General features: G+C 45.2%; 11 protein-coding genes. 4 read left to right on the forward strand and 7 right to left on the reverse strand.

Annotated features, from left to right (window positions below; genetic code table 11):
• Positions 1-140: 140 nt before the first annotated feature.
• Positions 141-1,217 (reverse strand): magnesium-protoporphyrin IX monomethyl ester (oxidative) cyclase, encoded by a 1,077-nt coding sequence (gene acsF, locus AAFP11_RS14895; RefSeq protein WP_341737769.1) that lies wholly within the window; start codon positions 1,215-1,217, stop codon positions 141-143.
• Positions 1,218-1,242: 25 nt separating this feature from the next.
• Complete coding sequence (locus AAFP11_RS14900; protein ID WP_341737770.1) at positions 1,243-1,413, reverse strand: hypothetical protein; 171 nt, start codon at positions 1,411-1,413, stop codon at positions 1,243-1,245.
• A gap of 230 nt (positions 1,414-1,643) precedes the next feature.
• Between AAFP11_RS14900 and AAFP11_RS14905 the strand changes: the two genes are divergently transcribed.
• Positions 1,644-2,120 (forward strand): TM2 domain-containing protein, encoded by a 477-nt coding sequence (locus tag AAFP11_RS14905; RefSeq protein ID WP_341737771.1) that lies wholly within the window; start codon positions 1,644-1,646, stop codon positions 2,118-2,120.
• 247 nt (positions 2,121-2,367) lie between these two features.
• Positions 2,368-2,541: a 50S ribosomal protein L32 gene (gene rpmF, locus AAFP11_RS14910; RefSeq protein ID WP_006632406.1), complete on the forward strand. Its 174-nt coding sequence runs from the start codon at positions 2,368-2,370 to the stop codon at positions 2,539-2,541.
• Between the two features lie 38 nt (positions 2,542-2,579).
• Here rpmF and queA read toward each other — a convergent pair whose 3' ends face one another.
• Positions 2,580-3,749, reverse strand: a complete 1,170-nt coding sequence (queA, locus tag AAFP11_RS14915) for a tRNA preQ1(34) S-adenosylmethionine ribosyltransferase-isomerase QueA (protein WP_341737772.1) — start codon at positions 3,747-3,749, stop codon at positions 2,580-2,582.
• A gap of 145 nt (positions 3,750-3,894) precedes the next feature.
• Here queA and AAFP11_RS14920 point away from each other — a divergent pair, with 145 nt between their 5' ends.
• Positions 3,895-4,284, forward strand: coding sequence for a hypothetical protein (locus AAFP11_RS14920; RefSeq protein WP_340521259.1), 390 nt, complete (start codon positions 3,895-3,897; stop codon positions 4,282-4,284).
• 99 nt (positions 4,285-4,383) lie between these two features.
• On the opposite strand, the gene AAFP11_RS14925 is transcribed toward AAFP11_RS14920, so the two are convergent.
• Complete coding sequence (locus AAFP11_RS14925) at positions 4,384-4,992, reverse strand: YraN family protein (protein WP_341737773.1); 609 nt, start codon at positions 4,990-4,992, stop codon at positions 4,384-4,386.
• Between the two features lie 14 nt (positions 4,993-5,006).
• Between AAFP11_RS14925 and AAFP11_RS14930 the strand changes: the two genes are divergently transcribed.
• Complete coding sequence (locus AAFP11_RS14930) at positions 5,007-5,519, forward strand: pentapeptide repeat-containing protein (protein WP_341737774.1); 513 nt, start codon at positions 5,007-5,009, stop codon at positions 5,517-5,519.
• Positions 5,520-5,625: 106 nt separating this feature from the next.
• Here the strand turns inward: AAFP11_RS14930 and AAFP11_RS14935 are convergent, their stop codons facing one another.
• From AAFP11_RS14935 to AAFP11_RS14945, 3 genes are all read right to left on the reverse strand, one after another.
• Positions 5,626-7,095, reverse strand: a complete 1,470-nt coding sequence (locus AAFP11_RS14935) for a hypothetical protein (RefSeq protein WP_341737775.1) — start codon at positions 7,093-7,095, stop codon at positions 5,626-5,628.
• Between the two features lie 135 nt (positions 7,096-7,230).
• On the reverse strand, positions 7,231-8,658 hold the full coding sequence (locus tag AAFP11_RS14940; protein WP_341737776.1) for a hypothetical protein: 1,428 nt from the start codon (positions 8,656-8,658) through the stop codon (positions 7,231-7,233).
• A 62-nt stretch (positions 8,659-8,720) separates the two neighbouring features.
• The coding region (locus AAFP11_RS14945) for a cobaltochelatase subunit CobN (RefSeq protein ID WP_341737777.1) at positions 8,721-8,914 on the reverse strand (194 nt) is incomplete at its 5' end.

Below are 8,914 nucleotides of genomic sequence, written 5' to 3' on the forward strand. Positions count from 1 at the left end.
GGGGGGTTAGGGGGGGTCAAAGATTGTTGCACGATTTTAGAGAAATGGTATAAGTATCTGGAAGGAAACTTCCTATATATCAAAAAAAAGCGGCTCTGCTGGCCGCAGAACCGCCCTAAAATACGAGCGAAAATGCCAAATTAACGTACAGCACCCTCAACAGAAGGTGATTCGATGGTCTTCATGAAGTAAAGCTTCAGTAATTGCCAGCCATTGGACAAATACAGAGGCAATTTTTGGAACAATTGCAAGAATTTGGGAGTATTTGACTCAACAATTGCGGTCAATTTTTGATTGTTCTTGAGACAAACATCCAGACGTTCATAAAATTCTGGATTGTTCACATCTAGCATGACTGGGAATACTCGACCGGCGGTTTCGTTGGTTTTTTTGATGACTTCGATGTCGTATTCGCGAGCATCTAGACCTAGCGATCGATAAAAACCCGCTCTCTGGATATCATTGAGATACATGGTGGCGAATACCGACAGCAAGAAGAAGCGACACCAAAGTTTTGCCTTCCAATCGTTCAACATCTGAGGCTGAGCTCTCATCACCGCATCGAAGAAATCTCCGTGGCGGTTTTCATCCTGACACCAATTTTCAAAGAATCGGAAAATCGGATAAATTTGGTCTTCAGGGTGAGCCTTTAAGTGTTGGTAAATGGTGATGTAGCGCCAATAACCAATCTTTTCAGACAAGTAAGTAGCGTAGAAAATGAACTTCGGCTTAAAGAAAGTGTAGCTGCGGCTCTTAGTCAGGAAACCCAAATCCAGGGACAAATTAAAATCCGACAAAGCTTTGTTGAGGAATCCGGCGTGCCGCGCTTCATCCCGTGACATGAGGGAGAAACCCTCCGCTAGCACAGGATTTTTGTCCTTGAGCTTGCGAGCCAATTCTTTGTACAGCAAGAACCCAGAAAACTCAGCCGTGCAGGAACGTTCCAGAAATTCAATGAATAACTGGCGCTTTTCGCCGTCAATGTGATCCCAAGATTGAGCGAACTCCTCATCCCGCACGAAGTGATTTTTGTTGTAGTCAACGCGGAACTCTTGCATTATTGCTTCTAGTTCGGCTTCGTTGATCGAGATGTCCATTTTTGCCATCTCGTCAAAATCTGTTGTGTAAAATCTCGGTGTGAGAATAGTTTCTTTGGCTGGGGTTTTTACTCCCGGCCGCATTTCTTCAAAAGTTGGTTTTTTGAGGGAATCTACCATATTTTTATTGGATTTTTGCTTATAACTACTGGCTGGTTTCAGTTTTCAGGTATGGCGATCGCCCGCGGTAGCCTCTATTTTTTTCCACGGAACTACGGTGGGGTAGTCTGGGTGGAATCAAGGGAGGCAAACCTGCTGTAATTTCCACGTTCTCCAGTGTACCAATTTCTTGACCCACGGAATATGTTGCTGGCATTAAGAATTGCTACGCAGAATTACTCATCGGCATCGGGAATTGGCGAATTGGGCAACCCCCCTGCCCCCCCCAAGGGGGGAGCGAATTGGGCATGGGGAATTGGGTCCCATAATTTATGACCATGCACAAATAAAGTCGGGTGTCAAGCTGTTTAAACACCTAACCGACAGTAAAGAATATAGATATAACGGACTCGAATTCTTAGAATAAGCAGGCAGGAAGTTCAGAAAATGAGCAATTTAGGTGTTAGTTACCTTTTATGGGCTGCTTGTTTTTTCGGCCCCTTCGGACTCCACCGTCTTTATAACGGCAAGATTGGTACGGGTTTGCTGTGGCTGTTTACCTTTGGGTTATTTGGGTTTGGACAACTGTTTGACTTACTGCTGCTCCCGAACATGGTGGAGGAACATCAGGCGACTCTCCGGGGCAAACTGGGTGTATCTGCGACAGGGATACCACTACATCCAATCAACGGGGCGATCGCCCAGACATATCCCAAGCAAACTCCCGACCAGTTGGGGGTGAAACTACTGAAAGCAGCTTATCTTAAAAGCGGAAAATTGTCAGTCACTCAGGGGGTGATGGCAACTGGTGCTACCTTTGCCGAAGTGGAAGAAGCCTTCACGGCAATGCTGAAAACCGGTTATGTCAGTATTGAGAACGACCCTGTAACGGGCGTTGTGATGTATTACTTTCACGAACTCTAGTCTAGCCAAAGTGGTCTCACGCCCTGCTGCTGCGTCTGAGTCGATCGCCCGCGATCTCAATTCCGGTTGTATCGGAATGATTAAACCACAGAGAACACAGAGGACACAGAGAAAGAGAAGAGAGAAATCATAATTCCGATGTCAACGGATTTGATATGACGGGGCAGTTGCTGTCGATCGACACAGCACGATCGGCAAAATCAGCTAGAATGTTTGTTTGTCTATATCAGCAGAAGTATTTACGGTCATGGCAGTCCCTAAGAAGAAAACCTCCAAATCCAAGAAGAATATGCGTAAAGCAACCTGGAAGCGCAAAGCTGTGGTGGCCGCTCAGAAAGCTTTGTCCCTGGGCAAATCCGTTCTGACTGGACGTTCCAACAGCTTCGTGTATCCCGGCAATGAAGAAGAAGAGGAAGAGTAAAACAGGAAGATGGGGCATGGGGCCAACCCGATGCCCCATCATTCAATCACCTGTTTAATCTGATACGCTTCGGGCAAAATCAGCATGGCATCGCCAAAGGAATAAAAGCGGTACTCCTGGGCGATGGCCTCTCTATATAAATCCAGCACGCGCGATCGACCAATCATCCCACTGATCATCATCAACAAAGTAGAGCGGGGTAAGTGAAAATTGGTAATCATCCCATCTACTACCCGCCATTTATAACCGGGATAAATAAACAAATTTGTCTTGCCATAGAAAGGTTGCAAGGGAGAATCACCAATTTTGGTCTCTGTAGCCGCGGCCGCCCCTTCCAAAGCTCGCACTGCTGTCGTTCCCACAGCAATAATCCGCCCGCCTCTGGCTTTAGTTTCGCGGATTTTTTCGACGGTGGTGGCGGATACTTCCACCCATTCTTCGTGCATTTGGTGAGTTGTGACGTCTTCCACCTCCACGGGGCGAAAAGTCCCGACTCCAACATGGAGGGTGACAAAAGTTTTTTCAATTCCCCGCTGCTGCAAGCGGCTGAACAAGTCTTGGGTGAAGTGTAGGCCAGCAGTGGGGGCTGCGATCGCGCCTAGTCGATTAGCATAAACAGTCTGGTACTGTTCTGGTGCTGCTTGGGAATTGTCAATGTAGGGCGGTAGGGGTACGTGACCATAATCGTCCAAAAAAGGTATGAGAGACATTTCTGTGGGCAGATTAAACTCCAACAGGCGCCCTCCTGTGGCATCGTCCCTTTCTATAACTGTCGCAGTCAGGCGCTCCGGTAGTGTGGCTAATGCTGCTTCCCCAAGGCAACAACAGGGGCCTGCGGGTTCCTCGTGGGAATGTGGAGCGATCGGATCGAACTCTATTTTCGCTCCCAACTTCAAGCGTTTTCCGGGTTTAACCAAAGCCAGCCAGCAATTGTGTTGTCGTTCTTCCATCAACAAGATCTCCACAGCCGGGCCATTGGGTTTGTGCCCGTAGAGCCTAGCTGGGAGTACGCGAGTATTGTTGAGTACCAGCAAATCGCCTGGGTTGAGCAAATCTGGCAAATCTTGGAAAATCCGGTGTTGTTGGGTGCTTGGAGAATCTACCACCAGCAAGCGGGAACTATCCCTAGGCACTACGGGATTTTGGGCAATGCGCGAGGGGGGAAGTTCGTAGTCATAGGCGTCCAAAGACCAGTCTATCTCTGTCATCGGGTGAAGTCCTGTCAAAAATCTGTCAACTTTGTAACAAATTGGGTAAAAACCCCCATCCAAAGTAGGGTGCTTTTCCCCTTGTAGCGGCGGATCTAGAACGGGAGAATAGAGGTGTAGAATCAGCTTTGCTCGAAGGATAGTTATGGAATACCTCTACTACATCGCCAATACTAGCCTCACTCTGAGAGTCGTGGATTACCTACGCAGGGCTAGTCATCTGCCTTTGCAATTTATCACTGTTATTCACCAAATTAACGGTTGGGTAGTCAAGGTGAAAATGAGCCAATATTTAACTCCAGAAATGCACGGGGATTTTAGGGCTTTTATGAATGAACTTGGAATTCCTTACGATCCTGAAATTCGGTTACAAATGGCACTTTGGAGTTTGGAAACGGGCCAGTCGCCGCTGAGCGTGATGCGCCGTTACCAGGTAGCCGTAGTTTGTCACGGAAGTCCCGATCGCAAGGAAATTGAAGCCTTTCGCCATCAGTTTGTCAAGGGACTCGGATATTGTCCCGAAACTTTGGCCTAAGCTCACGACTCAAAAAAATGCCAGTTATAGCATTCCGGGGGCTTGAGCAATTCCATAATTTAACATCTAATATCTCAAATCTCAAATTAGATGACATTTCTAATGGCTAAAAGCCGAGCGAATGTATTCTTGCAAAGTGAGCACGTAACTACCTGTAAGTGCGGGTTGAGAGTTGGCTGTCGTTGATGATAATCTTTTGTGAGTCTTTAGCCCTGAAGATTCGCACCTGACGAGGGCGACATCAAAACGACAGGGATTATTTGCTAAATCTGGGTAAGCACTTAAAAATATTTCGGCAGTTTGCCAAATTTTTGCTTGTTTGGCCGCACTAATAGCCAGGATTCCATCGGTATCCCAATTGCCCCGACTGCGAGTTTTAACCTCTACAAATGCTAAAGTCGGAGATGGGAAATCGGGAATGGGGAATCGGGAGTTTTGATGACATTCCTGGATTGTACTCTCTCGATCTGTTCCCTGTGCAATGATATCAATTTCTCCCCATCGACAGTGCCATTGTCGGTGCAGGATTTCCCAGCCTTGCTGCTGCAACCACTCGGAGACTAAGTTTTCTCCTAAAGTGCCGAGTAGGCGAGAGTGGGAAGATGGGGAACAATTGGAGTCAGCAAGAGCAATCCGGTTCGAGGGCTTCGCTAACGGGCGATCGCCTTTTCTGGTAAAATTCAATTTTGAACTATCGCAGATGCTCATTAGCGCTAACTTGTATGAATTCTCGAATTCGCCAACATATTTATACTTTCTTGCTCAGTGTTGTTATTTTAGCAGTATTTGTCGCTGGGGCGATCGGCATTAATCCCGCACCAGCCCTAGCCTTGGATCACGACAAAGAAATTCTTGTTGGCGCTGATTTTACTGGCCGGGTGCTCACAGACGACAGTTTTAATAAAGCTAATCTTCGCAACAGCAATTTTACCAATGCAGATTTGCGGGGCGTGAGTTTTTTTGCAGCCAATATGGAAGAAGCAAATTTAGAAGGTGCTAATTTCACTGGTGCTACTTTAGACTTGGCTCGCATGATGAAAGCAAATTTAACTAATGCTATTCTTGAGGGTGCTTTTGCTTACAATACCAGACTAGAAGGAGCGGTAATTGACGGTGCTGATTTTACTGAGGCACTGCTGCGAGATGATATGATAAAAAAACTTTGTCAAGTGGCAAAAGGCACTAATCCGATAACAGGTAGGGCTACTCGCGAAACTCTGTTTTGCGATTATTAAAAATTGAGATCGAATCCGTTGCCGATCGCCATGATATCAATTGCGGTGGCACCGGAACGATATAACCGCAGAGAACACAGAGTCCGAGAAGAGAGAGGATTTGAGCTCAACCGTCGATACTTCGGGATTTCGGGTTCGGCCATGTGATGCTAGTATCGGCGGCGATGAGACGAGAAACCGCGATCGCCCCAAACCGATTAAGATGGCTAGGATCAAAAAAATACTCATGGCGACTGGGCCACTGCTGGGATAAGTCGCGGAAAGCGAAACCTTTTTGGCGGGAGAGTTGCTGCATTCGTTGCCGAAATTGTTCTTGGGCCCAGATACGAGTGTCGTCTAGATAGTCGTCGGTGAGGGGTAAATTCACAAAAACCAATGGAATTTTGCGACTTTTTGTCAAAGCGATGACTGAATTGAAGGCTTGGGCTTGTTTACCAGCGAGGTTAAAGTTTTCGTAGTCGCGATCGAATCTACCAGAAACATAAGGGCGATCGTTATAGTAGGTGTTGGGATTGTAACGGACAGACAGGGGCATAAATCCGTTGGAGTCGATCGAGTCTGCCAAGTCGCTGACTGGATTGATGGCCATGACAGCAGTGTTAGCAACCGGCAAGATACCTATTCTACGATCGTCCATTTTAGCAACAGGCAAGATACTTGCTTTGTGGAAACCACCCCTGCGACAAGGTTGGGGAAATTGGTAACACTGGGGAATCACACTGGGTTCATCTTCTGGCAGTTTAGGGCGAATACCGGCAACTAAAAGTTGATTGCCCTCGGAAGCGATAATTGAGTTAAAAGTGCGATCGACTCTACCACTATTGAACGCCCGTACTCCATCAGCCCAGACAATCATTTGAGGTAAATGCTGGGGTTTTAATAGTCGCCGCAGTTGAAAGTCAACTACTTGTGCGGTGGCACCATTGACTGCAAAATTAAATATGGTTAAGCCCGATCGACCCTTTTGCGCCAAAGATTGTTTTAGTGCTTTGGGATCGACACCTTGGAGCGCCCGCGAACTCCCCACAATCAAAACATCAGGCGGGCCCACCGTCGCCACGTAGGATAGGTAAAGTTCTAGCTGTTGGTTAAGCAAATCGCTACTGAAGCTGGCGGAAGTTTGACGGTTTGCACCTGCTTGCTGTTGCGAATAAGCCAGGTTTCTCATGTATTCCACCACTTTTTTCTCAGCAAAAGCCCGTTTGGGACTGCTTGGAGGAACAGCTTGCATCCAAGCTACAGCTTGCACCCACAGGGCTGCTACTTCGTCCCACTCTTGTTTTGAATTGGCTGATTGAGTCAAATTAGAGGCTTGGGTAGCAAAGTTTACTGACTCCGTGAAGCCATCATTTTCGGCGCAAGAACGCGCGCTAGCGAACTTTTTGGGTTTTTTGGAGTTATTAGCCAGAACAGGTTCCAGGGGCTGTGCTTGGACTGGCGAGATTTCCCTCCGCGTCAGTACAGTGTGGGGCGGATTGGTTGAGGAACATCCCAAAGTTACTGCTAGCAAGGTGGCTATGGTCCAGCTACGTTTGAGGATATGGGTGCTGAGACTAACAATGTCGTCGCGAATCATAAAGCTTTCAGCTAGTTATCGATTTGAGATTAGGGATTTGAGATGGTTATATCCTTATATTCTAGAGCGAGTTCACTAGCTATCGATTACTGTTGGGTTAGGGTATTTCTGTGTGGGATGAGACCGCGCATCTTTTTAACCCTCAACCACAGGTCTGTTTGCGATAAATTGCTTAACACGGTTCACTAACAAGTAGCACGACAAACCTGCGAGTGCTGCTATTAAAATCACCCTTAACTGCTTGAGTGCAAATAGCAAAGAGTGCGAAAACGACAGTTGCATGGCCTGGTTATTCCCGTAAATTTGAGTATCTATGGGCTTAAATGTATAAACTAAAGCATTAAAAAATGAACTAGGATGCTGTTCATCAACTGCGACAAAAGGATGATTTACGCCCACAAAAGAGATAAAAATTGACAAACAACTCACAATTATAAAAGCTGTTCTTAACTGTTTTGAATTTTTGATATCATTTCTGATTTGAGCTAGTGGTAGGCAGAGCAAAAACATGAGATTGGCATACCATCTGACTCCATAAGAATACCCACTGTAATTGTTAGAACGCAGAATGTACATCAGGACATAGGCAGAAGATGCCAAAAAAATTAACAGATATTCTTGGCGATATTTAAAATCTTTGTTTTGGTAAATTTTCACAAATCCCCAAATAGAAAATACTAAGACAGGAGTATAAGAAATCAAGCCTCGATGACCGATAATCATATGAAAAGCATAATTTAGTAAAGCCGGAAAATTTGAGTGATATGCTAAACCAGAAAGGGTTGTACTATCGAAGACAGAACCGGGATATTCCCACAGAGACTTATTCATAGAAGGCGGCCGCAGACTCCCAGAGGTGTAAAGATTTAACTGTAAGTAAATTATCAGGACTAAAGCGCAAGCTAAAGAAAAAACTATCTTTGATTTCAGGGGTTTATTAAAAAAGGTGACGGCCAGAAATGGCAGAAAAATAAAAGCTACTACATCAATGCTACCAGCTAAGGTAATTAACAAACCTGAAAGCAGAGAATGTGTAATACTTTCTTTGACCCTGAGTAAATAGTAAAAACCAGCAATAAGTAAACTTCCACTAACCACATGATTGCTGAATACAGTTGAGTAAGGTAACAAGAGAGTCCCCGTACCAGCAATAATTAAAATTACATCTATCCAGGTTTTTTCTACTTCTAATAAAACCAATGTTTTATATAAATAAATCATGCCAATAGCTGTAGCTACTCCTACTACTAAAACTACTATTAGCAGATTAGCCAGCATTAGATTCTTATCAAAAGAAATGCCAATTGCCTTGAGAAAAGCGTAAAAAAATGAACCATATATCGAAAGAATAGGAGGCTTGTCAGAGTAAAAGTGACCTTGGTAGAAATATTTATCTATTGTCCACAAAAATCGAGAATTATCAATAACAAAAGTATGAAAATCTACCAGGGATTCAATAGTAGCTAACCTAGAAGCATCATTGGCGCCTGCGACTGGTCTTGTCAAGAGTGCAAATAGACCTAAAAAGACTGAAAATATTTGCCATTCTTTTTTAATTCTCATGCTCTGCATCCAATTTAAGAGTATGGAAAATCTATTTCAATTTGTAACGATCGCTTCACAAATTACTTCGACTCGATGACGGCTTCAGCTTCCAGGGCGATCGATCGCAATTTATCCAGTATATCCTGGCTGGCAGACTCCCACAACCCCCGCTGACGAGCTTCTAACAATCTTTCCGCCATATCTCGCAGTGCCCAAGGATTATTTTCCTGGATAAATCCCTGCACTTTTTCGTCAAAAATGTAAGCCTCAGCGA

The organism is Microcoleus sp. CAWBG640 (assembly GCF_020883015.1).
GTDB lineage: Bacteria > Cyanobacteriota > Cyanobacteriia > Cyanobacteriales > Microcoleaceae > Microcoleus > Microcoleus anatoxicus.

Bases quoted from the DNA above. Each gene is read 5' to 3' on its own strand.
- acsF (WP_341737769.1), bottom strand. From the start codon at position 1,217: ATGGTAGATTCCCTCAAAAAACCAACTTTTGAAGAAATGCGGCCGGGA.
- AAFP11_RS14900 (WP_341737770.1), bottom strand. From the start codon at position 1,413: ATGCCAGCAACATATTCCGTGGGTCAAGAAATTGGTACACTGGAGAAC.
- AAFP11_RS14905 (WP_341737771.1), top strand. From the start codon at position 1,644: ATGAGCAATTTAGGTGTTAGTTACCTTTTATGGGCTGCTTGTTTTTTC.
- rpmF (WP_006632406.1), top strand. From the start codon at position 2,368: ATGGCAGTCCCTAAGAAGAAAACCTCCAAATCCAAGAAGAATATGCGT.
- queA (WP_341737772.1), bottom strand. From the start codon at position 3,749: ATGACAGAGATAGACTGGTCTTTGGACGCCTATGACTACGAACTTCCC.
- AAFP11_RS14920 (WP_340521259.1), top strand. From the start codon at position 3,895: ATGGAATACCTCTACTACATCGCCAATACTAGCCTCACTCTGAGAGTC.
- AAFP11_RS14925 (WP_341737773.1), bottom strand. From the start codon at position 4,992: ATGAGCATCTGCGATAGTTCAAAATTGAATTTTACCAGAAAAGGCGAT.
- AAFP11_RS14930 (WP_341737774.1), top strand. From the start codon at position 5,007: ATGAATTCTCGAATTCGCCAACATATTTATACTTTCTTGCTCAGTGTT.
- AAFP11_RS14935 (WP_341737775.1), bottom strand. From the start codon at position 7,095: ATGATTCGCGACGACATTGTTAGTCTCAGCACCCATATCCTCAAACGT.
- AAFP11_RS14940 (WP_341737776.1), bottom strand. From the start codon at position 8,658: ATGAGAATTAAAAAAGAATGGCAAATATTTTCAGTCTTTTTAGGTCTA.